Source organism: Bartonella sp. AA9NXGY (assembly GCF_042196845.1).
In the GTDB taxonomy this organism is placed as follows: Bacteria; Pseudomonadota; Alphaproteobacteria; order Rhizobiales; family Rhizobiaceae; genus Bartonella.
The window spans coordinates 41,873-68,532 of the sequence record NZ_JBHIRB010000001.1 but is presented as its reverse complement, the minus strand read 5'-3'; the positions used below and the strand labels follow the sequence as shown (position 1 = coordinate 68,532).

Annotated in this window: 18 protein-coding genes, 1 tRNA gene and 1 pseudogene; 12 read left to right on the top strand and 8 right to left on the bottom strand. The window is 35.6% G+C overall.

The window, feature by feature from the left end; genetic code table 11:
* Positions 1-119: 119 nt before the first annotated feature.
* From ACFIM6_RS00300 to ACFIM6_RS00285, 4 genes are all read left to right on the top strand, one after another.
* Positions 120-2,270, top strand: a complete 2,151-nt coding sequence (locus tag ACFIM6_RS00300) for a transglycosylase domain-containing protein (protein WP_375611156.1) — start codon at positions 120-122, stop codon at positions 2,268-2,270.
* 17 nt (positions 2,271-2,287) lie between these two features.
* Positions 2,288-2,884, top strand: a complete 597-nt coding sequence (locus ACFIM6_RS00295; RefSeq protein WP_375611155.1) for a DUF1214 domain-containing protein — start codon at positions 2,288-2,290, stop codon at positions 2,882-2,884.
* Complete coding sequence (locus ACFIM6_RS00290) at positions 2,877-3,416, top strand: hypothetical protein (RefSeq protein ID WP_375611154.1); 540 nt, start codon at positions 2,877-2,879, stop codon at positions 3,414-3,416. Before ACFIM6_RS00295 ends, ACFIM6_RS00290 begins: the two co-directional genes overlap by 8 nt.
* A gap of 535 nt (positions 3,417-3,951) precedes the next feature.
* Positions 3,952-4,737: a DUF1499 domain-containing protein gene (locus ACFIM6_RS00285; protein ID WP_375611153.1), complete on the top strand. Its 786-nt coding sequence runs from the start codon at positions 3,952-3,954 to the stop codon at positions 4,735-4,737.
* A gap of 1,918 nt (positions 4,738-6,655) precedes the next feature.
* Here the strand turns inward: ACFIM6_RS00285 and ACFIM6_RS00280 are convergent.
* Positions 6,656-7,252, bottom strand: a complete 597-nt coding sequence (locus tag ACFIM6_RS00280) for a hypothetical protein (RefSeq protein WP_375611152.1) — start codon at positions 7,250-7,252, stop codon at positions 6,656-6,658.
* 254 nt (positions 7,253-7,506) lie between these two features.
* On the opposite strand from ACFIM6_RS00280, the gene ACFIM6_RS00275 reads away from it, so the two are divergent.
* The 4 genes from ACFIM6_RS00275 to ACFIM6_RS00260 are packed head-to-tail and all read left to right on the top strand — an operon-like array spanning position 7,507 to position 10,954.
* Positions 7,507-7,686, top strand: coding sequence for a hypothetical protein (locus ACFIM6_RS00275; RefSeq protein ID WP_375611151.1), 180 nt, complete (start codon positions 7,507-7,509; stop codon positions 7,684-7,686).
* Positions 7,631-9,175 (top strand): peptidase domain-containing ABC transporter, encoded by a 1,545-nt coding sequence (locus tag ACFIM6_RS00270; RefSeq protein WP_375611292.1) that lies wholly within the window; start codon positions 7,631-7,633, stop codon positions 9,173-9,175. Before ACFIM6_RS00275 ends, ACFIM6_RS00270 begins: the two co-directional genes overlap by 56 nt.
* Positions 9,165-10,490, top strand: coding sequence for an HlyD family type I secretion periplasmic adaptor subunit (locus ACFIM6_RS00265; RefSeq protein ID WP_375611150.1), 1,326 nt, complete (start codon positions 9,165-9,167; stop codon positions 10,488-10,490). The genes ACFIM6_RS00270 and ACFIM6_RS00265 overlap by 11 nt, the downstream gene beginning before the upstream one ends.
* The gene (locus ACFIM6_RS00260) at positions 10,490-10,954 is read left to right on the top strand and encodes a toxin-activating lysine-acyltransferase (RefSeq protein WP_375611149.1); all 465 of its coding nucleotides are present in this window, start codon (positions 10,490-10,492) and stop codon (positions 10,952-10,954) included. Before ACFIM6_RS00265 ends, ACFIM6_RS00260 begins: the two co-directional genes overlap by 1 nt.
* A 229-nt stretch (positions 10,955-11,183) precedes the next feature.
* Here the strand turns inward: ACFIM6_RS00260 and ACFIM6_RS00255 are convergent.
* Positions 11,184-11,258 (bottom strand) — tRNA-Gln (locus tag ACFIM6_RS00255).
* An 875-nt stretch (positions 11,259-12,133) separates the two neighbouring features.
* On the opposite strand from ACFIM6_RS00255, the gene ACFIM6_RS00250 reads away from it, so the two are divergent.
* Positions 12,134-12,736 carry a superoxide dismutase gene (locus tag ACFIM6_RS00250; protein ID WP_375611148.1) on the top strand — a complete coding sequence of 201 codons (603 nt, stop codon included), beginning with the start codon at positions 12,134-12,136 and terminating at the stop codon, positions 12,734-12,736.
* 82 nt (positions 12,737-12,818) lie between these two features.
* Here ACFIM6_RS00250 and ACFIM6_RS00245 read toward each other — a convergent pair whose 3' ends face one another.
* On the bottom strand, positions 12,819-14,912 hold the full coding sequence (locus tag ACFIM6_RS00245; protein WP_375611147.1) for a S9 family peptidase: 2,094 nt from the start codon (positions 14,910-14,912) through the stop codon (positions 12,819-12,821).
* Between the two features lie 855 nt (positions 14,913-15,767).
* Here ACFIM6_RS00245 and ACFIM6_RS00240 point away from each other — a divergent pair.
* Positions 15,768-16,205, top strand: coding sequence for a MucR family transcriptional regulator (locus ACFIM6_RS00240; RefSeq protein ID WP_012754848.1), 438 nt, complete (start codon positions 15,768-15,770; stop codon positions 16,203-16,205).
* 98 nt (positions 16,206-16,303) lie between these two features.
* Here ACFIM6_RS00240 and ACFIM6_RS00235 read toward each other — a convergent pair whose 3' ends face one another.
* Both ACFIM6_RS00235 and ACFIM6_RS00230 read right to left on the bottom strand, forming a co-directional pair.
* Complete coding sequence (locus ACFIM6_RS00235; RefSeq protein ID WP_375611146.1) at positions 16,304-16,714, bottom strand: SufE family protein; 411 nt, start codon at positions 16,712-16,714, stop codon at positions 16,304-16,306.
* 108 nt (positions 16,715-16,822) lie between these two features.
* Positions 16,823-17,198: pseudogene (locus ACFIM6_RS00230) on the bottom strand (DUF5330 domain-containing protein).
* Between the two features lie 1,050 nt (positions 17,199-18,248).
* Here ACFIM6_RS00230 and ACFIM6_RS00225 point away from each other — a divergent pair.
* Entirely contained in the window at positions 18,249-19,082 is an 834-nt protein-coding gene (locus ACFIM6_RS00225; protein WP_375611145.1) for a peptidoglycan-binding domain-containing protein, read from the top strand.
* 1,765 nt (positions 19,083-20,847) lie between these two features.
* Here ACFIM6_RS00225 and ppdK read toward each other — a convergent pair.
* The 3 genes from ppdK to ACFIM6_RS00210 all read right to left on the bottom strand — a co-directional run bounded on the left by ppdK (position 20,848) and on the right by ACFIM6_RS00210 (position 24,928).
* Complete coding sequence (ppdK, locus tag ACFIM6_RS00220) at positions 20,848-23,514, bottom strand: pyruvate, phosphate dikinase (RefSeq protein WP_375611144.1); 2,667 nt, start codon at positions 23,512-23,514, stop codon at positions 20,848-20,850.
* 174 nt (positions 23,515-23,688) lie between these two features.
* On the bottom strand, positions 23,689-24,345 hold the full coding sequence (locus tag ACFIM6_RS00215; protein ID WP_375611143.1) for a DsbA family protein: 657 nt from the start codon (positions 24,343-24,345) through the stop codon (positions 23,689-23,691).
* An 82-nt stretch (positions 24,346-24,427) separates the two neighbouring features.
* Entirely contained in the window at positions 24,428-24,928 is a 501-nt protein-coding gene (locus ACFIM6_RS00210) for a DUF721 domain-containing protein (RefSeq protein WP_375611142.1), read from the bottom strand.
* Positions 24,929-25,131: 203 nt separating this feature from the next.
* On the opposite strand from ACFIM6_RS00210, the gene mutY reads away from it, so the two are divergent.
* Complete coding sequence (mutY, locus tag ACFIM6_RS00205; RefSeq protein WP_375611141.1) at positions 25,132-26,190, top strand: A/G-specific adenine glycosylase; 1,059 nt, start codon at positions 25,132-25,134, stop codon at positions 26,188-26,190.
* Positions 26,191-26,660: the final 470 nt, after the last annotated feature.

Genomic DNA, 26,660 nt, shown 5'->3' with positions numbered 1-26,660 from the left:
AATGAATAATTCTAAAACAAATTCTTTCTCTGTTAGAACTATAGAAAAAAAATACTTCTACTCCATATAATTATTGTAGATTTGTTTGGTTGTATTGCTTTGCCATAGGCTCTCTTTAAATGTTTGATTTTTTTAAAAAAAAGAAAGGGCAACACCGTAAGCCATTTCATAGTCCTGCTCTCATTGAATTAGACGCACGATTAGACACAGCGCTTTATCACATTCGTTCTGCTAACAGTTTTTTCTGGAAAAAGGCAAAAATCGTCTCACAAAATTTTCATCTTCAAGGATGGAAACGTTTTATCGTTGAAGTTCTCGATGAAATACTGACATTAGGGTTGATGGGATTTACTCTTTTCACTATTTTGGGCATTTCTGTTTTTGAACTGACCAAAACAGATTGGTCTTCTCCTAAAAACTTTTCCATTCTTTTTCTAGATCGCTATGGAAATTCCATTGGGCACCGTGGTGCACTGCCGGCAATCTCTGTCCCCGTTGAAGAAATGCCTGACACTGTCATTAAAGCGGTTCTCGCTACAGAAGACCGTCGTTTTTTTGATCATTGGGGCATTGATTTTCAAGGACTTACACGGGCAATTTCACAAAATATGCAAGCTAAAGGTGTGGTGCAAGGTGGTTCAACTCTCACACAACAATTGGCTAAAAATTTATTTTTAACAAACGAAAGAACCATAACACGTAAAATCAAAGAAGCTTATCTTGCTCTTTGGCTAGAAGCAAATTTTAGCAAAAAGCAGATTTTACAACTTTACCTTGACCGAGCCTATATGGGAGGAAACAATTTTGGTATTGCCGCAGCGGCAAAATTTTATTTTGGAAAAAACATACGTCATGTCTCTTTAAGTGAATCTGCTATGTTAGCAGGACTCTTTAAAGCTCCAACAAAATATGCTCCTCATAGTCATCTCTTTGCAGCTCAAACACGTGCCAATATCGTCCTTTCTAATCTTGTTAATAGTGGCTTTATGACGAAGAGCCAAATTATCAATGCGCATCGCCACCCTGCTAAGGCACTTCCCCAAAGAGAAAATAATCAGCCAGATTATTTTCTTGATTGGGCATTCGAGGAAGTCAAAAAAATGCGTAATCAACTTCCAAGCCATAGTTTAATTATTCAAACGACCCTTGATCCGAATATTCAAAAAGCAGCAGAAGAATCAATTGCATATCATTTACATCAGTATGGTCAACAATATCGCGTAACCCAAGCTGCCACCGTTATACTCGATAATAACGGTGCCGTATGCGCAATTGTTGGAGGACAAGATTATAAAAAGAGTCAATTTAACAGAGCAACACAAGGCGGACGGCAAACTGGTTCTTCATTCAAACCTTATGTTTACGCAACCGCACTGGAACACGGACTGTCTCCCTCGACAATCGTTTTAGATGCTCCTATCAATTGGGGAGGTTGGACACCAAAAAATAATTCTGGCCGTTATTTGGGGAAAATTGATTTAGCAACAGCTTTAGCTTTTTCTATTAATACAGTCCCTGTGTATCTCACCTATCAATATCTTCACCGCGATACCCAACCTATCATAGATCTCATCAAGAATATGGGGATTAACGCGCATATTTTATCACACAAAACGATGGTTCTGGGCACTTCCAACATGACCCCCATGGATCAAGCGACTGGCTTTAATGTCTTTGCGAATGGCGGGATAGCTGGTAATCGTCATGGGTTTACGCAAATCAAAACAATTGATGGTCGTGTCGTGTGGGATTTCGAACATAACGGAAAAAAACTACACCGAGTTCTGAGTGAACAATCAACAGCTTATATGAACCAAATGATGGTGGGTGTCACGACACGAGGATCTGGTAAGCGTGCTGCTCTACCCATGACTCTCGTCGCTGGGAAAACTGGAACATCACAATCTTATCGTGATGCTTGGTTTGTTGGCTTTACAGGCAATTATACAGGAGCGGTATGGATGGGAAATGATAACTTTTCACCGATGAATCGTGCTTTTGGGGGGGGCGTTCCTGCCATGATATGGCATAGCATCATGCTTGCTGCACATCAAAATATCATGCTCAAACAGCTCTATGGTGTTAAAGATTCTCTTCTTCCTTATCAGCCCCCAGTACTTTCCGCTCATGCAGATTCTGAAGTTCCTCCTCCAATACCCTCTACGCTTTCTCCTGAAACATTAAATATCGTGCGATTGATTAACAAAGATCTGAAAAAACCATCTGCAATTTCTTTGAAAATGAAAACAACTGGAGATTCAACATTTTGAATTCAAGATATTCACTGATGTTTTTTAATATCACCATTTTCTTTTTTATCTTCGCTTTTTCCATTTTATGTGGAACACTGAGTGTCAATTATGTACTCAATTCCTTTCATCATTTTGGACACTTTAGAATTGGAAAATGGAGTGCTTATCCACAGGTGGGAACCGCTAATATGGATCCTTATACCCGCGCCCGCACCGCTAAACAAGGCATTGTTTCACTCGGACGAACTGAAGGTATTCAATTCCAGATTTGGCAAGATAATCAAGGGCGTCCACTCCACCCCCACTGTCATTATTTACTCAAAGGCACCATCCCTCAAACCCGTCTTTTTACCCTTTATACAGCTGACAAATCCCTAAAACCCTATACTTCATCCAAAGAAATACCTTTTGAACTCCACACGAACGCTATTATTTATGAGCATAATGGCTCATTGCGCATTAATATTTCACCCACACCGCAAACCGGCAATTGGCTTGCAACAGTTAGTCAAAAAGAATTCGGGCTTATTCTTACCTTATACGATACCTCAATCATCTCTGCAACGGCATTACAAAAGCTTACAATGCCATCAATAGAACAAATCCCATCAGGACAAATAAATTGTGACTAGATTTATTTATATCGCACTTCTTGCAATCATTGGCGCTATTATTGTTCATATTTGCGTTCTCTTTCTGATCCCCTATTGGGCACAAGATAATATATGGACAACACTTAAAAAATCCGGAGCCCCTTATCAATTTGTCGATTTTACGCTCGATAACCCTATTCAGCAATCTGCTGATCCACTCTTTCTTCTTAAAGTCTGTAGATTTAACCTTGAAAATGGACCTGTTCATTTAAAGGCTTTGAAAACACGACAATTTTGGTCACTAGCAGCCTACACACACGACGGAATTATTTTCTATAGCCTTAATGACCGAACAGCCCCTGATAATACACTCGATCTTATCATTGGAAAACCAATACAAATCATAGAACTCAAAAAATCAAAACCTAAAAAAAATACCAATTCAGTTTTGGTTGCTAAAAATTTGAATGAAGGGTTTGTTATTTTACGTACTTTTGTCCCTTCTTCCCTTGCGAAAAAAGAAAGTGAAGCTTTTCTTTCATCTGCGACCTGCCGTATATTTTATGAATAAAAACGGACTAAGCTCTCATTTGTACAATACCTTACTTTCTATACAAAATACATGAAGCCTATCAAAATGGTTATCTTTTTTCTCTATTAATCAAATATTCGAATTCAAATTTATCTGATTATAAATCCCTCAATTTTTTATTGAGATATAATGAAATCTCTATTGCACATCATCATATCCTATTTGATACGCATTATCTGACAGAAAAAACTCCCCGCAATCAGAAGAGAAAAATCAAGAGTAAAGCTCTAAAAAAATATGCTGCTAACAATTGTAAAACTTGTTATTTGAGTTTATTTCTTTTTATTTACAAACATTCCCATAAAATTCGCATCAATGACATGATAAACTATAGAAGAAATACTGTTTACCTTCAATAAAGTGCGAAAATAATCGCTGGAAACTTATAAGACATTACGCATCCTTGACCTCAAAAATAAGTGCTTTATTTTTCTCTTATAAGCAGAAGCTTTTTGTACGATAGGCACTCTGAAAAAACTTGGCTTATAGTTTACAATTGAGGGGAAAAAACTTCATGAAGAAGAGATATGTTCGGTTCGTTTCAAGAGCAGCAGTATGGTCCCCTCGATTTGGCGGATTGTCGTTCTTTATTTTATTATTTTCAGTCATTTTACAACGTTTTTCGGTCATTAACGTAACCGATTTCATAATTTTGATAGGTATCTCTACTGGCTGTGTAATTATTTCTCTTTTTCTGGCTATTAAAGCACTTCATAGTTTGTGGGTCTATGGTGCTCTAGGCGGAATGAAAGCTTTAAAAGGGATCATTTATTCGTTGATAACGGCTACACCACTGATGCTCTTTTTGGGACTTTGGTTTACCTTACCGGCTCTTTACGACGTTTCTACCGATACACAAAAACCGCCGGCTTTTTTTCGCACAATACGTCCTAGCGATGCTTTACCGCTCAAAAGTGTTTTGACTGAACAAGAAACATTACAGATGTCACAATGGCCAGAAATATCGGGGCGCCGTTATGATGGCTCACCTGATCGTATTCGCGAATCTGTTCTCAATGTTTTAGCAGCCTATGATTGGCCTGTTGTGGCTCAACGAGAGTTTAAAGGTGAAGAAAATGCGCTTTATATTGAAACGAGAGCTAAAACTTTTTACCTTGGTTTTATTTCGGATATCGTGATACGCTTAACTGATGAAGGGGATACAACTTTTGTTGATATGCGTTCTGCTTCTCGTTATTTGCCAAGAGATTTGGGGACAAATGCTGCTTTTATTATCGATTTTATGGATGCCCTTGATACAGAAATCGCCTCACTTCCTCTCTCACAAGACGATGAATAACAATCTAAGAGAAATAAGGCATTTTATTTCATAAAAGTTGCCTATTTTTCAATAAATCATGATACATAAGCAAACAATCACTTTTCAAAAACTATAAATTGATAATCCTTATACAAAAGATAATAATCTCAAAACAACCCATGCTTGAAATAATGAAAAAGATTAAAAAAATAGGAAATAAAAAACAGAAATATTGATAATAATATTAAAGTCTCTGTCTAACTGTAATCAGTAAATATTTTTTAAAGTTTAATATTATATAAAAATAATAACTTATTTTTTATAAATAACTCTACAAATAACACCTTATAATTATATTTTTAAAATAATATAACAACTTGATTTTATATTATTTTAAAATTCCCATATATTCAATTAATAAATTTGCAGCATAATATAATATAAAAAACCTAATTGTTGTTAATATTGTCCTTTTTATACTCCATTTCTTACCTTTAAATCTATTGTAAAAAAACATGCAAAGTCCAAATCCAATTGCTGTCATTAAGGAGCTAGTAAAAGTATGCATAACAAAAAATCCAGACTGAAATTTCATCTACTTTATGAATGATTTAAGAGAGAGAGCAATAGAGTATAATTCAAATAATAAACTTAACTTAATTAAATATAATTTTATATATAAACAATCTTTATAAAATTCCCATATATTTAACTAATAAAATTCCAAAATAATATAATATAAAAAACATAATTGTTGATAATATTTTCCTTTTTATACTCCAGTTCTTACCTTTAGATCTATTGTAAAAAAAATTGAAAATCCATATATAAACGTTACCAATAAGGCGCCAGTAAAATTATTCATAACAAAAAAATCCAAAATAAAATATCTATTGTCTTAAACAAAAATATCCCTGAAATCAGTTTAGCCATAGCTTTAAAGTATGTTTACGATATCACTGATCTCAGAAATATCTTTATCGTTATTTTCTAAATAAATTAGAAACAGTGTTCTTCCACTTTACGGATGGCATTGATTGTACTTATCTATCAAACCGATAGCAGCTCCTAATAATCCGCCTCCTACTACTCTAGGTAGACCAGCTACTGCACCCAGCCCCTCCTCCTAATAAAGGGGCTCCCACGAGACCGCCTGTGCCTACTGTTTGAGCATAAGAGCCTGCGCTACAACCATCTTATTCTGGAAAAAGCCAACTTTTGGGATGTGAGTTACTACTTTAATCATCTGATGATGCATGCTATTTAGCAAAAAAATCAAATATAATTTGTAAAATGTATAAATTATGATAAATAATAAAATGCTGATAATAACGTAATTCTATATTATTTTAAAATTCCCGTATATTCAATTAATAAATTTGCAGCATAATATAGTATAAAAAACCTAATTGTTGATAATATTTCCATTTTTATACTCCATTTCTTACCTTTAAATCTATTGTAAGAAAACATTAAAAATCCATATATAAACGTTGCCAATAAGGAGCCAGTAAAAGTATGCATAACAAAAAATCCAGACTGAAATTTCATCTACTTTATGAATGATTTAAGAGAGAGCAATAAATTATAATTCAAATAATTATAATTTTATATATAAGCAATCTTTATAAAATTCCCATATATTTAACTAATAAATTTCCAGCATAATATAATATAAAAAACATAATTGTTGATAATATTGTCCTTTTTATACTCCAGTTCTTACCTTTAAATCTATTGTAAAAAAACATGCAAAATCCAAATCCAATTGCTGTTACTAAGGAGCCAGTAAAAGTATTCATAACAAAAAATCCAAAATAAAATATCTATTATCACACACAAAAATATCCCTGAAATCAGTTTAGCCGTAGCTTTAAAGTATGTTTACAATATCACTGATCTCAGAAATATCTTACTAGCTATTTTCTAAATAAATTAGAAACAGTGTCCCTCCACTTTACGGATGACATTGATTGTACTTATCTATAAAACCACTAATAGCTCCTCCTAATCCGCCTGCTACTGCTGTTTCCGGACCACCTAATAAACCAATTAATGCTCCTGCGCCTCCCTTTATGGCCGCTGTTTCGACATAATCGCTTACTTCACAACTTGGATTCGGATGGCATTCATTGTACTTATCTATAAAACCGTCAGCCGCTCCTCCTAATCCGCCTATTGCTGCTCCTTCCGGACCAAATAATGCACCAGATGCTAGTCCTATGCCTCCGTGTATGGCAGCTGCTTCAACATAATCGCTTGTTTCACAACTTGGTGCCGTATAGCATGCATTGTATTTATCTACCACAGCGTCACCAGCTCCTGCTAGTCCACCTCCTATTGCTCCATTGACAAAGCCAGAACCGACACCTCCCGGTCCAGAAAAAAAACCTCCAACTGCACCAGCAATACCTCCTATTACGTCTCCTATGATGCCGCCTGCACCTGCTGCTTGGGCATGAGCGCCTGCGCTACAATCATCTTCTTCTGGAAAAAGCCAACTTTTTGGATGTGAGTTACTACTTGAATCATTTGATGAGCTTGAACTACCCATTTAAATCCTCCTTTTATTATTAAAAATAACTGTATCACAACGATACAGTTGAAAATTCATTATTGTTCATTTTAGAAAATTTCAAATATAATTTGTATAAATAACAATAAAAATACTGTATAAACAATAAATACATTATGTTTATATTATATTCACACAAAATGTATATTTTGTATAAATATAATACTATTTACAATACTGTTTAAATATGCGACATCAATCGCTCTTTCTCTTAAATAAAATCATAAATTCAAATGAGTCATTCACAAGAAAAACCTGTATCATTCTCTTGGTTTACAAGAACAACAAAGAAATATATCTATTATGTCATCGAACTCAGTTGCGTTGCTGTTGTTTTGCGTTTGCTGGGCTTGGTGAATCCTTTTATTTTTCAAGCGATTATCGACCGTATTCTCTCCTTTTCAGCGTATTGAAAGTCTCTATGCTATCGTTGTCTTGATGGTTGCTATCATGCTGTTTAGCACAGCTCTTAGCACTCTATCAGGCTACTTAGGTGCTTATTTAGCCAATCGGCTTACGCTAGAATTTGGACGGCGCATTTACACCCATCTTTTAAGTCTCTCCTTGCCCACTTTACGCCGTTGGCAAGTAGGAGAACTATTCACGCGAATCGGAGAGGTTGATACAATTCGCGGGTTTCTAACAGGAACCATTACAACAACTGTCCTGAATGTTCTTTTTGCCATCATTTATCTCGCAGCACTTTTTTCTATCAGCCCGCAACTTACTTTTATCGTTCTTATTGTTTTACCATTACAAATGGGTTCTTTAGCATTGGTTGGTCCCTTTTTACGTCGCCAACTACGCCGTGCTTTCACCCTGCAAGCAGCCCATCAATCACGCCTCATTGAAAGTTTTACTAATCTTGAAGCCATCAAAGCGCATGTAAAGGAGCCAATCCATACCATACGCATGCAAGAAACTTTAGCTCGTAGTCTTGATCAAAGCCTCACAACCAGCAAATTACATCTCCTGAATGGAGCTATGGGGCACATTTTTGGTGATCTTTTCACTATTTTTATTATCTTTTTTGGTGCTCAGGCAGTTCTTCAAAATCAAATCACATTAGGGCAACTTATTGCTTTTCATCTCCTCGCCGGTAATGTTTCCGGTCCTATCTTAAGTCTTGCGTCTCTATGGGAAGAATGGCAACATTTAAAAATCTCTCGCCTGCGTTTGGGCGATATTCTTAACTCCCCATCAGAATGGGAAGAGGAAAAGCCTCCCTTTCAGCTTATCACAACGCCTTATCTTGAAGCTAAAGATACCTGTTTTTCTTATGGAGAAAAGCCAATTATCAACCATCTTGATATCTGTTTACAACCTGGAAAACCCATTATGCTGCTCGGTCCTTCAGGGTGTGGAAAATCAACTTTAGCAAAGCTCCTTTGCGGACTCTATCCCCCGACAAGCGGGCAGATATTGATTAATGACCAACCTTTACAGAATTTTGATGTCCGTAGCGTGCGTGAAACAATCGCGTACTTTCCTCAAAATCCTTGCCTTTTTTCCGGAACCATTCTTGAGAATATGCTTCTTGCTAAACCAGATGCCACTAAAGATGAAATTGACGCTGCACTATATGTTAGTGCTTGCCATGATTTGATTGCTCAGTTGCCTCTAGGACTCCATACTCAAGTAGGAGAGCAAGGTGGTTTTTTATCGGGTGGTCAGCGCCAACGCTTGGCTTTGGCTTGTTTCTTTCTGATAAACCCAAGCCTGCTTATTTTAGATGAACCTACTTCCGCATTGGATGACACTGTCAGTGCACAAATTGTTGAGCATTTATATAAACTTTCACAAGATCGTATTGTTCTTGTTATTACCCACAAAAGTGACCTCTTTCCTCAGCATGCAAACGTCTTAAACTTTACTGATTTGGAGGCAAAAAATGGCAGATAAAGCTCCCTATTTGCGCCCTTTGTCACCAACGCTTCATATGGTTGTTGCTGTTTTGGTCACCTTATTTCTCTTTATTGTGATCGGCAGCTTTATCGCAAAAACAGAGATTGTTGCACGGGGGCAAGGAAGTGTTATTCCCACCGCTTACGTTCAGCTGGTCCAAGCGCAAAATACAGGACGCATTGAGAAAATCCTTGTAAAAGAAGGGCAATTTGTTCATCAAGGGGATCTCCTTATTCAATTAGATCCCCGTGAAGCCCTCAATGAGTGCGCACGTGTTCAAGCAGATATCGCGCAACAAACCCTTCAAGCACAAATCGCAACAGCTATTTTAACAGCTTTGCATGAAAGTGATCCTTTGGATAAAGATTTTGTGACCAAAGGACTTGCCTATCTGCCAGTTCCTCCTTCTGGCAACACGACTGCAAGAATAGAAGGGGAAAAACTCATTAGCGCTGCCCTTCAATCTCTCCAAGATAAATTAAGAGCGCTAAAAGCACAAGCGGACCGCGTCGAGCGCAGCGGTGCAACACAACATGCGCAATTAGATAGGTTGGAAGATGATCGTCAATTAAGCCAAGGAAAATTAAAGGCTGCAAAAAGCCTAATGGAAACAAAAGTCATCAGCCAAGCGGTTTATTTAGAGCGTTTACATGATTTTAAAAATGTCGAGCATGAAATTTTAACCAATCAAAGACGTTTGGAAGAAAATGCCGCCGAAATAAACACCCTCCGCCAACAACGGAAAAGTCTCATTTCCGATGAAATCGCCCGCTATCGGCAACTTTCGCGTGAAACAGAACTGAATCTTCAAGGATTAAAAGCAAAGCTTGATAGCACTCAATACCATCTTGACCACTTATCACTCTATGCGCCTGTTGATGGACGTATCGATGATTTAAGTATCCATACTTTGGGCGGCTTTGTAGAGGCTGGTAAAACTCTCATGCGCATTGTCCCTGGTGCGGGTGGTCTCATTATTGAAGCATTTTTTGATAATCGAGATATTGGTTTTTTAGAAAAGGGCCAACGTGCTTACATCAAGTTTTCTGCCTTTCCTCCTGAACGTTTCGGTGTTATCCACGGTACAGTCGTTAATGTAGGCGCTACAGCGCGCTATAATAAAGAAATTAATGGTGTCTACGCTGTTTTAATCAAAATTGACCAAGATCACATCACTTTGAATAACAAACAACTTAAATTTATCCCTGGCATGACTGTAACAACGGATGTCATTACCTCAAAACGACGTCTCATTTCTTATTTCTTTGAACCTATCACCAAAATTTTAGAACAATCTCTAAAGGAAAGATGATGTCTGTAAATGAAAATCCATCACCATCACTCATAGATCCTCTTACAGCGTTAGGAGCTATGGTTGTTTTAATGCTTACATCTCCCTTATACCGCCGCTGGCGAATCTGGGATATCGAACGAAATTTAGGACCAGCTTTACAGACTGGGCAATACAAACTCTATAAAAATGAACGTGGAGAATTTTGTGCCTTTATCACTTGGGCTTTTTTAGATGAGAAAAATCATCAATCTATGCTTGATAAGGGAGAATTTTTACCTGATGCCAATTGGCAGAATGGAAAATACGTATGGTTTATTGATTGTGTAGCACCCTATGGCCATACTGCTCATATTGTACGCGATATGCAACGAAATATATTTCCTGATCAGCGTTATTGTTATGCTGTACGACGTAATGAAGATGGTGGAATACGAAAAATTGCACGCTGGTGTTGCTATAGAGCGCAAAATCCAGCCAAATAGTTTTTCTAAAGCAAGTGCGCATAAATCATTTACCCCTCGTCTTATAGAAAAGAATCTTTTAAAAGAGCTCTTTAAGCGATAGCTATAGCAAGAGAACCTTACCATATTTAGAGCTAACCCGCTACAAATAGGTGTTTTTCAGCTTACCAGACTTTCTATGAATAGCAATAGATAGTTAAGGGGATTGATCCACTCTCAAGCCGAACTTTTATTAACATTTTACCGGAACTGGCTGGGGTACCTGGATTCGAACCAGGGAATGCCGGTACCAAAAACCGGTGCCTTACCGCTTGGCTATACCCCAAAAAAACACGCTTTATAGCGACTCCTGCACCTTATAGCGATTCCTGTGATTGGACGCAATATCTGAAAATCAAAGACTTTACTTTTTTATCATAAAATTTCTGAGTCTTGTATGGCATTGCCATCGATACAAATTCGTAGCAGAAACTGATATACAGTTGTGATTTTAACATAAGAAGGAACCATTTATCCATCAATTATTTTGCTCTTTGTATTGATTTTCTAGGAACAGAAAATGAAAATCTTTCAGTTTACTCATGTATCTAATAAATTAGCATATGATTTGCTTTTCTTGATATATTCAAATCTCATCTTGCTTAATTAAGATAAAATCTGTCACCACATTGGGGACCGGTAAAGTGTGTGATAGTACTGCTGTGCTCTTGCATTAAGCATAAAGATGGTAATGTCCACTAATTTTTACATTATATTATTCATGGGTAGCACCATAAAATAAAATCAAGCACATTGAAAAATATGTCCTAAAAAATAACACTTATTATTCTGTTGAAAACATTATGATACACCCATAAACTGGAAGAGTTTTGCAAAAATTAAAAACATTTTATATGGTATTTGAAAAAATAGAGATACAAAAACAAGGAATAATAGCTATTTCCATTTACTTTTTATTCAAAAGATAATGATATTTATTACCCACTCATAGATGTAAAAAATCTTCAGAAGCAATCTTTATGTAGACCAATATCCTTTTTGATTGATGAATATACATTTCCTAAAAGCTTCTTTTACAAAAAGAGAGACATTAAAACTATTTCATACAAACTAGGTATTCAACATTTGCTTTTAAATGCGGTAAATGGCAAATTAGGCTTATGAAATAAGCTTAACAATTAGAATCGAGGAGATTTTTAAATGGCTTTTGAATTGCCCCCGTTGCCTTATGATTACGATGCCCTTTCGCCTTATATGTCACGCGAAACGCTTGAATATCATCATGATAAGCATCACCTCGCTTATCTTACCAACACCAATAATTTTGTGAAAGAGTTAGGCTTAGAAAATGAAAGCCTTGAAGATATTGTTAAAAAAAGTTTTGGAAAAAATGTTGGTTTGTTTAATAATGCAGCGCAGTATTACAATCATAACCACTTTTGGCTTTGGATGAAAAAAAATGGTGGTGGCCAAAAACTTCCTGAAAAGTTAGCAAAAGCTATTGACGCTGATCTAGGTGGTTACGACAAATTCCGCGCTGATTTTATTGCTGCTGCTAGTGCCCAATTTGGTTCTGGATGGGCGTGGGTTGCTGTTAAAGATGGCAAGCTTGAAATTATGAAAACGCCTAATGGCGAAAATCCCTTAATTCACAATGCTCACCCTATTTTGGGTGTCGATGTGTGGGAACATTCCTATTACATTGATTATCGCAATACTCGACCGAAGTACCTCGAAGCCTTTGTAGACCATTTAATTAATTGGGACTATGTTTTGAAACTTTATGAAGAATGTGAATTTTAAACTGTCTCAATAATTTTTTAGTGTATGAAAGTCCCTATAATTCAATAAATTATCGGAGACTTTCATACAGAAGTATTATGGATTAGCAAAAATCTTTTCCTGCTATCTTTAGAATATATGCATAGATATAGGCAACTTCTTCTAGCTTTGAAAAACGTCCAGCTGCACCAGCGTGCCCTGAATCCATATTAATACGTAATAAAATTGCATTATCGTCTGTTTTTAGGTCTCGTAATTTTGCCACCCATTTTGCAGGCTCCCAGTAAGTTACACGAGGATCTGTTAATCCTGCCATCACAAGTATAGGGGGATAGTTTTGAGCTTTGACATTATCGTAAGGGGAATAGGAAGCAATAAGCTTATAATCTTCTTCTGATTCAAGAGGATTCCCCCATTCGGCCCATTCTGGAGGAGTGAGTGGCAATGAAGCATCTAACATTGTCGCTAAGACATCAACAAAAGGCACATTTGCTACGATCCCAGCAAAATCCTGTGGAGCTATATTGGCAATGGCTCCCATCAACATCCCCCCTGCTGAACCACCATGAGCAATCAGCCGGTCGTGAGAAGTAAATTTATTGTTTACAAGATAACGCCCACAAGCAATAAAATCTGTAAATGTATTGTGCTTAAAGAGATGCTTTCCTTTCTCATACCATTCTACTCCCTTTTCTTTTCCTCCGCGAATATGAGCAATGGCATAAATAAAACCTCTGTTCACTAGAGAAAGTACATTACTATTGAAACTGGCAGGAATAGAAATCCCATAAGCACCATAACCGTAAAGCAGACAAGGCGCACCACCATCAAGGGGAGTGTTTTTGTGGTAAAAAAGTGAAATAGGAATCTTCTCACCATCGTCTGCTATTGCTGTAATACGTCGTGTTACATATGCATCTTTATTATGCCCAGAGGGAATTATTTGCGTTTTTAAAAGCATTCGTTTACAATTTTTCATCTCATAATCAAACACTTGATCAGGTGTTGTCATAGACGAATAGGAAAAACGAATAGTTGGACTGTTATATTCTGCAACTCCTTGCAGACCTAAAGAATAAGCCTCTTCAGTAAAAGCGATGGAATTAACTTGTTTAGTGGTACGTTCCATTACTTTTATACGTGGAAGCCCCTCAAAACGTTCGATCCAGACAAGAAAATCTTGATAAGCATCATGGGATAATATTAGGCACCCAAGCTGATGTGGAACAAACTCAGACCAATTTTCTGATTGTGGAGATGTATATGGCGCTACCATAATTTTGAAATCTTTTGCATTATCTAAATTGGTTAGAATATAAAAGACATCACCACCCTCTGTAAGTAAATATTCAATACCTTTTTGTCGTTTCCGTACACATTGGGGAACAGTAAAAGGCGCCTCAGCAGGAATTAACCAGATCTCGGATGTTTCATGATCATGAATATTAATATAAATAACATCATTAAGCTTAGAACCGCTTACATCTAAGAAAAAACCTGGATTGTCTTCACGAAAAATAAGCTTATCTTGTGATTGATCTGTGTTTAATTGGTGATAATAGAGCTCTGAAGGTCGGTGGTTTTTATCCATCTTAGTATAGAAAAAACCTTCAGATCTAGCATCCCATACAATTTGACCAGATGTATCAGTAATTATGTCCGTACAGTCAGACAATGTCTCAAAATTACGAATTTTAGCTGTATAGAACTCTGATCCTTTGTCATCATAGGTCCATACCACATGTGTATGGTCAGGAGATTCTTGAACTGAACCAAATTTAAAATATTCTTTGCCTTCTGCCAAGACATCACCATTAAGGTACACGTTTTTTTCTCCGCCATTCCTTGGTGTCCGAAAATAATGTGGTTGTTGGCCTCCGGTAACATAAGAGAATCCGTAAGCAAAAGGGCCATGTTTTATAGGAACAGAACTATCATTCTCTTGGATCCTGTTTTTCATTTCGATAAAAAGCAAATCTCGTAATGGTTTTGTATCAGCCATTTGAGCTGATTGATAAGCATTTTCTTTTTCAAGATAATGTCGAATATTGGGATCAAGACAGTTAGGATCTTTAAAAACATCTTGCCAGTTAGACGCACGTAGCCAATGATAGGGATCATCACGAAAAATACCATGATATATTTCCTTATGAGTGATTCTAGATGCTTTGGGAGGAATTGCAAAAGTGCGAGTCATACACAATCCTATATTAAAATATGTTAATAGCTTCGTTTATATGCTAGAATCACAATGATTGATGCAAGTGTAAAAACCTATAAGTTCTATTCACTTGCAAAAATAGCACCATGATAATTTTTAAAACTAATACCTTTCTGTTCATTACATATCACAGCTATTGTTTTCTAGGGATATAACACCACTTTTATAATGAAAGTGACTGGTAAAACAATTAAACTATTAGAAAAAGAATTGATTTTTTTTGAAACAGTATAATCGCATAATTTTACAGAAAGGAATAAATATATCTAAAATATTATTATTACTGTATAAAAAATAAAAATGTCCTATCTCCTTTTAATGAATAGTTTTATATTATAAATAATACTATTATGTCATATTTATAATATATCATGTTTTTTATTATTAAATTTTATAAATATAAATAATAAAAACAAATTTAAAACTTATTAAACATAAAATTACTAAACTATAAGTATTCAAAACAAAATATAATAATTTATATATTATATTTTTATAATTAGTAATTTTATTTTTACGTTCTCAAAAAAAATAAATAAATTTTATCATATATTTTTTTATATTTGTGATGTATTATATATTATGTATGATATGTTATAGGGTAAAAATATATTTTAGCATGTAATAATTTCGTTTTTCTTATTGTATATTATGACAAAAAATAGGTATTTATTTGATTTTTTTGTGTTTTGGCAATTTTATAGAATAATTGAATTGACAAAAAAGATTTTTGTACAATATGAAACTCATGTGCATGAGATCTTTATATCATGAGTATATGCACTATATCTCGATTTTGAATTACTCAATTTTAAATTAAAGGAAACAAGAATGGAACATCGTGCAGTCTTAGAGACTGAAAGCAATTTAGTTATTACATTGGTTGCTGATATTGTTGCTGCCTACGTGAGTAATAATTCTATTCGACCGACTGAAGTGCCAAGTTTAATTGCTGATGTCCATGCTGCTTTTCGTAAAGCAGGGAATCTAGAGTTAACAGAAGTCGAAGTTGAAAAACAAAGGCCTGCCGTTAATCCGAAGCGTTCAGTATTTCCTGATTATCTCATTTGCCTTGAAGATGGAAAGAAGTTTAAATCTCTAAAGCGTCATCTCATGACACATTATGGAATGTTGCCAGAGGAATATCGTGAAAAATGGCAGTTAGATAGTTCTTACCCTATGGTGGCGCCTAATTATGCAAAAACACGATCGGCTTTGGCCAAAGAAATGGGGCTTGGACGCAAAAGCAAACGGAAAAAAACTAAATAATCTTATTTTGCGAAAAAATGGTTTCGTGCATAAAGTTGATTTTAGTATACATGTTTTGTGTGAAGCTTTTGTATATATAGCAATTTCTACCAAGGGGATTACATATAGCTTTCGTTACGAATCCGTTTAATCATTGATTTCAAACCATTTGATCGTTGTGGTGTAAGATTTTCATTTAAACCAAGTTTTTCAAAGAGCTCTTGAGCATCAGAATTGCGAATTTCAGAAGCTTTTTTGCCTGAATAAAAAGCAAGAAGTATGTAAATGAGTCCACGCACAATATGAGCATCGGAATCACCTTGAAACGTCAATATTGGATCTTTTGAGTTATTACGTGAAGATAGAAGCCACACTTGGCTAACACAACCAGGAACTTTGTGAGCATCGTTTCGAGCGCTTTCTGGAAAAGGTGGCAATTCATAGCCAAGCTCGATGACATAACGATAACGATCTTCCCAATTATCCAAAAGCGAAAAGTTCTCTATAATATTACCGATTGTTTCCGCCATTATTTTAGTCCTGTTTCGTTTGAATAATCATTCTTGAATACACTTATAAAAAATAAATATTTATTCTTCCTAACATAAATAACACGAAGAACGTTAAAAATCCTTATTTCAAGATAACATTGCATGGTTTTGTAAGAACTCTTGTATTTCGATTTTGTAAGAAACATTAGGGGAAGTCTCTGATATTATTTTTGTTTCCTAATATGTTCCCTAAATATTCATAAGCAGCTCTTGCACCGTAATATGCGCGCTCACCAAGTGAACTTAAAAAGGATTTTCCTACTTTGCAGGTTTTTATATTACGGTCACAAAATGCGCCTAAGTCATTTAAGGCTTCCTTAAAAGCAACAATCACATCGCTCGTTGTTGTCTCATTATTTTGGGGGCTAGAAGAATGGTTACTGCTTGGATCTGCTACAAAAAATGAAATAATGACAAAAATAAAAAATAAAAAAAATGATAATTTGATTAAAAAACGTATCATGGACAATCAATGTACCGCAGTGGTAAATACAATAAAAGGAGCATTTTATACACTGTTGCTTTATAAACAATTTATAAAATGTGTTTTTTATAAAATTGAGTATTCATGTATTGGATCTATATCATTGGCTTTTTTATAAATATGGCACAATTCCGCTGTATAAAATGGGATACATTGTCTATTCAGTAAAAAAATAACATCAAAATTATACACTTACAAGCTGGTCATGTTAATGAACATACTATGATAAAAAATGAGAGAGATAATCGTGTTGTGTACATAATTATTTTAAATAATAGTCCACCATCTTAGCTTAGTTGAAAAGGCTAAAAAAAGTAAACTCTGTTATTCTGACTCTAGTGTCGATAAAATATTTATATTATCTATAAAATTTTTACTGAAATGTTATGAAAATGGTCAACCTGTCGATAAAAACATCAAAAAACAATTGCATCTCTTACGATTACATCTCAAGCCAGTTTTTTCTATAACATTGTAAACATCAATTTAATTAATACTTATGAAAATTATTTAATAGAAGGAATTTATACCAAAATATAATAATATTAAGAGATAATTATTATTACCAAACCGTTTATGGATAAGTAACCATCTATATGTAAATTATAAAGAATAGATAATGATTGTCATCTTTTTAGCGTTATAGGCAAATATTTTCAATTTTATTTTAAATAATAGGCAAACATATGCCCCAAAATGAAGAATAACGTGGTATTATTGTTTAGATAATTATATGTGATAATGTAGTTTGCAAACACCAAAATGATCTTGAATGCTAATCATTTGGTGCTCTCTTTATACACATTAAAGATTTGTATAAAATAAAATGAATAAACGTTGATAAGAACTCTTGTTGATTTATCAACTTATAAATTGATATAATGAAGCTGCTCATTCTAGGAGTTTGAAAGGAAAAATCAATAATGTCAATGCACTTCTCTCTGGCTGGAAGTAAAAACTGTTTCATATTCGTTTCCTAATTTATATTTGTTTCTTTGTAAAAAATAAACGCAACTGAAAATAAAAGTAATGGCAACAAAACGAAAGACCTACCGAAAAAAAACTGTAAAACACCGTAAATACTATAGTAGTATTGTTATAACACTTCTTCTTATAATTTTTCATTTTATTTTTTGGAGTGCAAAAACTATTTATTTCTATACACGAAAAAATACTTTATTTTTTGTTGGATCTTTTCTTTTTAGCATTAGTTTTTTATTTGTTTCATTTAATGCTTTATTTTCGCAAATGACAACGCATCAAAATATTTTAACTCAAATGAAATTTTCCTCTGTTCAAAGTATAGGTAAGAGCTCTACTTTATCGGAAAAAGAAGAAAAATCACAAGAACTCTCCCGTGTAACTTCTGTACATTCTCAAAGTCATAAGTACACAAATTCACCTTTACCCTCTCAATCAGCAAGCATGCTGGAAAAGCAAAAAGAACTAGCAAAATTAGGACTTTATGATGGACCATTAGATGGACTGGAAGGACCTAAAACACGCCGAGCCATCACTTTGTGGAAACAGCAAACTGCTCAGAGAATGCAAAAGAATGTTCTATCTAATCCCGCAGCAGATGAAATCGCGATATTAATTAAGCAAAGCGAAATAGAAACAAACAATACAAAAAATATGACACACTTAAAAGAAGCTATTTCAGAGCCTTCTGTTGAAGATATTATACAAGTGCAAAAAGCTTTACATATTTTTGGGAATGAGGAGGTTATTGTCACAGGAATAGAAGATCAAAAGACGATAGAAGCCTTAAAACAGTTTCAAAAAATATTTGATCTTCCTGTAACAGGTAAAATTAATCACACAATTTTAATGAAAATGCGTGAAATTGGTTTATTAAATTGAAGCTAATCATAATAATCTCTTAATTTATAATGATAATTCATCTTTCGTTTGTTTAATGCTCCCCTCAAACATTCCTTCATCTCAAGCCCTCTTATTTTCAATCAATCAGAATGGTTTTCTTACACATTACATATTGAGCCGTATAATTTGCTTCAAAAAAACCACAACCGATTGCAGAAAAAAGAATATTGCAAAATAGCAAACGCGCTTGTTCTAGCATTTTTATTGCCTCTGATGATAAAAGGACACGAAATTTTTGTAGTATCACGTAAACCTTTCATATTATCGAACCACGAATTGTCCATATATTATCGTCAATTTGATCTTTATAAATATGATGCAAAGAATTTGTGCAAACACCTGTAAGGATAAGTAGACGTAAAGCTAATTGTGTTATGGTTGTTGTTTTGCAAAGTGTCTGATAAAAAACCGGCCTTCTCTCTAATCTATTGCTGGAAAGTTATGTGTTTTATGACATTGTCTTCTTAAGAGAGCGTGTGCGTTTAGTATTGTCTATAAATCAACATCCAAACTTACCGCAGCAGTATGTTTGAAAAAAATGTTAAGACAGTTTAGTACTTCTCTCAGCTGTTATAGCTTTTATATGCCAAATGGAGGCAAGAATATTGCGCATCTCTGTTTGTATAATCTCTTAAAACAGGAAAACAGCCTAATTTGGGAAGAATATGAAATTTTAAGGTAAACACCATTTTTCATCTTTGCCATTTCCTTTTAATTCAGCTTTACGCCTTTCAAAGACATCTAAAGCAATATCTTTAAAATAACGGAAATTACCTATTGCCTCATGCTCTTACTTTATCACATGTCTTTTTGGTCTCACTCCCCCTCACCTAAAACAAAATGTCCCAAACGGAATATACTTGGATTGCCATTCACGGGCTTTCTTAAAAAACATCTCTAAAGCACCCAAAACCACTTTGCAACAACGCCCGTGAATAATAATAGCAGGCCCCCTCCCACAACAACTGCGCGACAGCGTACATCATCTTTACGCTTGTGAAGAAGCAAGCCGGCACCATTACACACTGTACCTACCTTCAATTTGTGATAGCTCTCACTTGAGACGTTTCATAAGAGGCATATCCTTGCTTTATTTTTTTACCTACAGACGCTCATCCCGCCTGTAACATACAAAAAACATGGTTTTGATTGATTCATTATAAAAGAAGTCGAAATAAGAAGATCTTATGATATTTACAGCTTTCATTCAATATGAGAAATAAAAAATTATCTTTATAAATCAATAGATTGTGTAACTTTGATATTCCTTTATAAATGTAAAGATGGGAGTGCATAATGGAGTTTATAAATTTTGGGAAGATTTTTATAAACTTACGGGGAGTTTTACATAATCCCCATTCCACGAATATCAATGTAAAATGGGGCATCCATTGAGAAATGTCTATCTCAAACAGCATGATGCGCAAAAAAAATGCATTTGTTTGGAGCATTCTATTTTGCGTGAGGAGCTCATTCCCCTATAAAAAAGCAAACGCGTAAATTGACTGCACAATAACACGTTTCTCTCTATCAAGAGGTTCGCCAATAAAAAGTGCATTAATAATACATCTTTGTCTATCCTGTGCTTTATATTTTCTTTCATAAACCTCTAAAAAAACACTTTCTCGCGTAACACAACTTATCGTGCATTTTAGAAGCATTTTTATTCCCTTTATTAAAGAAAATAAAAGAATATATAAAAATTTATTTCAGTAATAACGATACAACAAAAAATATTAACCCATTACATCCTTTTTGCTATTGCGGCCTGAGCTGCTGCTAAACGAGCAATTGGCACTCGAAAAGGAGAACACGAAACATAATCCAAGTTATTTTCTTCGCATAAAGCAATAGAGGCAGGATCGCCTCCATGTTCACCGCAAATTCCCAATTTTATTTTTGCACGCTTTGAGCGTCCACGCTGTGCAGCAATGGTAATAAGTTCCCCTACTCCATCACGGTCAATAGACACAAAAGGATCTTGCTCTAAAAGACCTTTTTGAAAATAGGTTGCCAAAAAAGGAGCTGCATCATCACGGGAAATCCCAAAAGTAGTTTGTGTCAAATCGTTTGTTCCAAATGAAAAAAATTCAGCAGTTTCAGCAATTTCATCTGCTCGAAGCGCCGCTCTTGGAAGTTCAATCATCGTCCCAACCATATATTGAATAGTGCTTCCCTTTTCTTTCATCACTTCCTCAGCAACCTGATCAATACGCGCTTTCACAAAATCGAGTTCAGATTTAAGCGCAACCAGTGGCACCATAATTTCAAGCATAACAGGAGATCCAGATTTTTGGGCAGCTTCTGCTGCTGCTTCAAAAATCGCCCGCGCTTGCATTTCTGCAATTTCAGGATAAGTAATAGCTAAACGGCATCCTCGTAATCCAAGCATAGGATTAAATTCGTGCAACTGCTGAGTGCGTTCAGCAAGCACTTCAGCAGAAACACCCATAGCTGTTGCAACATCAAGAATTTCTGCTTTCGTTTTAGGCAAAAATTCATGTAATGGTGGATCTAGCAAGCGGATAGTAACAGGTAAACCACACATAATTTCAAATAATTCACTAAAATCTGAACGCTGCATTGGCAAAAGCTTATCTAGTGCTTTACGACGACCACTTTCATCATGACTTAAAATCATTTCACGCATGGCAACGATACGTTCATCAGAAAAAAACATATGCTCCGTACGGCAAAGACCTATACCTTCAGCCCCAAAAGAGCGCCCCATACGGGCATCAGATGGTGTATCAGCATTAGCGCGAACTCTTATACGTCGCATCCCATCAGCCCATTCCATTAATTTTGCAAAGTCTCCGCAAAGCTGAGGCTGCAACATTGCAACTTTCCCTTTGAAAATTTCTCCACTTCCACCATCAATTGTGATAACATCACCTTTTTTTAGGCTTTCTCCTGAGGCAAACAACGTATTTGTGTTATAATCAATCCGCACACTGCCAGCACCAGAAATACATGGTTTTCCCATCCCCCGCGCAACAACAGCAGCATGACTTGTCATACCGCCACGCGTTGTTAAAATTCCTTCTGCAGCATGCATACCATGAATATCTTCTGGGCTTGTTTCTACTCGGACCAAAATAACTTTGCGACCTTCCGCCGACACAGTTTCTGCCTCTTCTGAAGTAAAAACAATTTCACCAGTTGCGGCTCCAGGAGAAGCAGGTAAACCACGTCCTATAACAAAACGTTCTGCTTTGGGATCAAGTGTTGGATGCAAAAGTTGGTCAAGCGACTTTGCATCAATACGCATCACAGCCTCTTCACGGTTTATTAACCCCTCCTCAACCATTTCAATCGCCATCTTGAGAGCCGCACGAGCCGTGCGTTTTCCTGAACGAGTCTGAAGCATCCATAATTTACCTTTTTCAATGGTAAATTCGAGATCTTGCATATCCCGATAATGCTGCTCAAGATTCTGCGCAATCTGACATAATTTCAAAAAAGCCTCAGGCATAATTTTTTCTAACGACGGTCTATTTGAACCAGCAACAATACGCGCATTTTCTGTAATATTTTGAGGTGTTCGAATGCCCGCCACAACATCTTCCCCTTGCGCATTAACTAAAAACTCACCATAAAGTTCTTTTTTCCCTGTCGATGGATTTCGTGTAAAAGCAACGCCCGTTGCCGAATCTTCTCCCATGTTACCAAAAACCATAGCTTGCACATTAACTGCCGTTCCCCAACTTTCAGGAATGCTATGTAAACGGCGATAAGTAACTGCACGTGCTGTCATCCAACTTGAAAAAACGGCTCCAATCGCCCCCCATAACTGTTGTTCAGGATCTTGTGGAAAAGGGGTTCCTAATTTTTCTTCAACATAGGCTTTATAAGAAATAATAACATTCTTCCAATCATCTGCTGTCATTTCTGTATCAATAGTGTAACCATTGCATGCTTTTACTTCATCAAGAATCTCTTCAAAATACGAATGGTCTAGCCCCAAAACAACGTTAGAATACATTTGGATAAAACGCCGATAACTATCATAAGCAAAACGTTCATTATTGGCTTGTAAAGCAATTGCTTTTACAGTTTTATCATTCATGCCAAGGTTTAGCACTGTATCCATCATCCCTGGCATAGAAGCCCTAGCCCCTGAACGAACAGACAGCAAAAGTGGTCTTTGTTCATTCCCAAATTCACGTCCTGTTTGTTCAGCAACGTATCTTAGTGCTTGCTTAACAGATTCCTGTAGCTCTTCTGGATATGATTTGTCATGGGCATAATAAAAATTACAAACTTCTGTTGTCAGGGTAAATCCGGGTGGTACGGGCAAACCAAGATTACTCATTTCTGCCAAATTAGCCCCTTTACCTCCAAGAAGGTTACGCTCACTTGCACTTCCTTCTGCCTTTCCATCTCCAAAACTATAAACCCATTTTTTCACTGTACAAATCCTCCCATATCAGCTTCAAAACATCATTCAACCCAGGCTCACTTAAAAGCAATGATTTGATTCAAAATTGGCTCAACGATATCGCTTCATAAATGCATAATATTAATCCTTCCAAAAGAGATAATGACCAAAAGTATCACTATCCATCTTCTGGAAGATTAAGATTCAGTTTTTTAGAAAACTATCAATCACCGAAAAAAATTCTTCTACTTTCATGGCACCTTCATATTTACTACCATTAATAAAGAAAGTAGGTGTTGCTGTGACACCAAGCTCTTTACCGCGTTCAAAAGATGCATTTACTTCATCTAAAATGGACTGATTTTTCAAACACGCAGTAAAACTTTCATCTGTAAAACCAGCCATTAAGCCAATTTTCTTCAATGGTGTTAGAGCATTTTTTCCGAAAGCCCATTCATTTTGTTTTTGAAATAAAACTTCTATCAAAGGAAAATAGCGATCTTCCGGTGCACACCGTGCCAACATAAAACCTGCTGTTGCCCGAGGATCAAAAGCATATTCTCGGAAAATAAGTTTTACTTTTCCTGTTTTGATATATTTTTTACGAATTTGGGGAAGTATATCATTATAAAAATGCGCACAATGGGTACATGTCAACGAAGCATACTCAACAATGACGACTGGTGCATCCGCCTCTCCCTCAAAGCGATCCTTTACTTTACCCGATTGGAGAAGCTCTGCCATATCAACAGTTGCCACTGATTTGGGATCACGCGCTAAAGCAACTGTTACACTGTTTTGTACAATCGTTATGAAGAGAAAAATTATCCCGAAAGATAAAAAAGAACGATATTTTACCATAAATAATACTTTTCTGTTGTTATTAACGAATAGGAATCCAATGCTTTCTCATATATTAAAGAAAAATATATAAAATATCTTTCTATTTATTATTTTTTTCCAAAAAAATGCAACAGCCAAGTTGGTAAAGTGCTTGGTGCAAACTTTTATCTTCAATTCCTTCAAGCATTTTTTCCACGTATTTTTTGTCTTGTTCACTCAAAGGCGGTTTTAGAGGCAAGTGATTCATAAAAACCGACATACTCCTTTGCTCAATCTTGATGCGATCAATAGCAATATAGCCAAAAAATCCGTTAATTCTATGAAGTAATTCCTCTGTTTCATGCATCAATTTTAACGCAGCAAATCCTTCACATGCGACAACAAGTGTTGCTGGCTGAAAAACTTCATCTTGATCTGCACGACGTTTCCAAATAATTTTAAGCGGCATTGTATGTTCACTGATATCATAGCCTGCAATCTGTGGCCAATGTTCTATAAGCGCTACATTAAGCCCTGTCCGTTTGCGTAAAACTGGATCAAGTATTTTGTATACCGCCTCAGAAAGAGAATAAAAGATACGTTTTTTAAGTTGTTTTCTCATTTTTAGATCATTGTTCAAGCGCTTACTAAATTAAAATCATTTGTTTCATCTAAAAATTGTTGCCTCCTCAATTTATGAAATATCAACAAAATAAAAAGCCTTTTCTCACCAGAGCCTTGACAATAAAAGAGCAAAAAACATGAATTACAAAATAAATAATTTTTTCTTTTGCATTTTATATCTCCCTATGCTTGAAAGCAATCATGTATGAAATTTCTTCGCACCTCCTTGCTTGGTACGATCAAAATCACAGACATCTTCCATGGCGGATTACCCCCGAAAAGCAAAAACAAGGTATCCGTCCTGATCCTTATCAAGTTTGGCTTTCTGAAATCATGCTTCAACAAACAACCGTTGAAACAGTTAAGCCTTATTTTAAAAAGTTTCTAAAACTATGGCCTGATCTTTCCTCTTTAGCAAAAGCCTCCCAAGATGATATCATGAAAGCATGGGCTGGACTTGGTTATTATTCACGCGCACGTAATCTTAAAAAATGTGCGCGACAGCTTGTTGAAAACTACGCGGGACAATTTCCACAATCTGTAAAAGAATTGCGAACTCTAGCCGGTATTGGAGATTATACTGCCGCAGCCATTGCTGCGATTGCTTTTAACCACCCTGTAGCAGTGGTTGATGGTAATGTTGAACGTGTGGTAGCGCGACTTTTTGCTATCACTTCAATACTGCAAAAAGCAAAAGTTGAAATTAAAGAAAAAACACAAAAAATTACTGCTTTAAATCGTCCTGGTGACTTTGCTCAAGCAATGATGGATTTGGGAGCAACAATTTGTACTCCACGCAAACCATCTTGTTATACCTGCCCTCTTCAATGTTTATGCAAAGCAGAAAAGATGCAACAACCGGAGTCTTTTCCAGTTAAAGCCCCTAAAAAAGAACGCCCTTCAAAAACAGGTATTGCTTTTGTGGTCCTTAATAAAAAGAAACAAATTTATTTGGAAAAACGACAGACGCAAAAGCTCCTTGGTGGAATGACCCAAATTCCTAACAATATTGGCATAAACAACGAAAATGGGCTCCAAAACGCACCCTTTACTGCCAATTGGCAATTCAAGGGACAAATTACACATGTTTTTACTCACTTTTCTCTAAAACTCGATGTTTACTATACCGAAGATGTTCATGAAATGAATTGTGAAAATGGTTGGTGGTGTAACATTCAACATCTTACCGAAGAAGCATTACCTACTGTTATGAAAAAAGCCATTTCCGTAGCACTTCCCAATTCTTTCAGATTTAAATAACCTTCCCTATTCATAAAAATGTTTTCTAACAGAGACTTTTGTATCTCTAGCGATTATTTATTAATCTGCAAAAGAAAAATTTAAAAAATGAAATAACCAATTTTTTCTACAGATAAGAATTAAGGAGGGATAGAAAAGCTTAAAAATCTTAAATTTAAATTTCAGGTTCTATCCTTTTTTCACTTATGACGGAGCAAGTTAGCACCATCGTTATATTTACCAGCCCCCTCAACATCCCTTGGTACGTGAAACGGATTATAAGAGGTACTTTTAGTTCTTTCGTTAACAATTTTTATTCACACGCCAACCCCGTTTATGACATGCAAGAAAGTAATTTTCATCGATTCAATATGGAACAAATTTGAAATAAGAAAACTTGACGATATTCCGAGGGCATTTCAATATGAGTTGCGCTAAATTATCTTTATAATCAATATATTATATGCACTTTACAGATGTACGTATTCAAA